General features: G+C 67.7%; 1 pseudogene. It reads left to right on the top strand.

What is annotated here, in order from left to right:
* A pseudogene (locus ABGB18_RS49360) lies at window positions 1-903 on the top strand (DNA-directed RNA polymerase subunit beta); the annotation flags it as partial.

Below are 903 nucleotides of genomic sequence, written 5' to 3'. Positions count from 1 at the left end.
AGCTGATCCAGAACCAGGTCCGGCTGGGCCTGGCCAGGATGGAGCGCGTCGTCCGCGAGCGGATGACCACGCAGGACGTCGAGGCGATCACGCCGCAGACCCTGATCAACATCCGCCCGGTCGTGGCGGCCATGAAGGAGTTCTTCGGCACTTCGCAGTTGTCGCAGTTCATGGACCACATCAACCCGCTGGCGGGTCTGACGCACAAACGTCGTCTGAACGCGCTGGGTCCCGGCGGTCTGTCCCGCGAGCGGGCGGGCATGGAGGTCCGTGACGTGCACCCGTCCCACTACGGCCGGATGTGCCCGATCGAGACCCCGGAAGGCCCGAACATCGGCCTGATCGGATACCTCGCCTGTTTCGCCCGGGTCAACGCCTTCGGTTTCGTGGAGACGCCCTACCGCAAGGTCGTCGACGGCAAGGTCACCGACCAGATCGACTACCTCACCGCGGACGAGGAGGACCGTCACGTCATCGCCCAGGCCAACTCCGCTCTGACGGAGGACGGCGGGTTCGCCGAGGGCCGGGTGCTGGTGCGGCGCAAGGGCGGCGAGTTCGAGTACGTCCGCTCGGGCGAGGTCGACTACATCGACGTGTCGCCGCGCCAGATGGTGTCGGTCGCCACCGCGATGATCCCGTTCCTGGAGCACGACGACGCCAACCGGGCCCTGATGGGCGCGAACATGCAGCGCCAGTCGGTGCCGCTGCTCAGGGCCGAGGCGCCGCTGGTGGGCACCGGCATGGAATACCGGGCCGCGACCGACACGGGAGACGCGATCAGCGCGGAGAAGGCCGGTGTGGTCGAGGAGGTCTCGGCCGACTACATCACCGTCATGAACGACGACGGCACCCGCAACACCTACCGGGTGGCCAAGTTCAAGCGGTCCAACCAGGGCACCAGCT

The organism is Nonomuraea sp. B12E4 (assembly GCF_039871825.1).
In the GTDB taxonomy this organism is placed as follows: domain Bacteria; phylum Actinomycetota; class Actinomycetes; order Streptosporangiales; family Streptosporangiaceae; genus Nonomuraea.
Note: the sequence above shows the minus strand (reverse complement) of the source record. Positions and strands in the feature narration are given on the sequence as shown.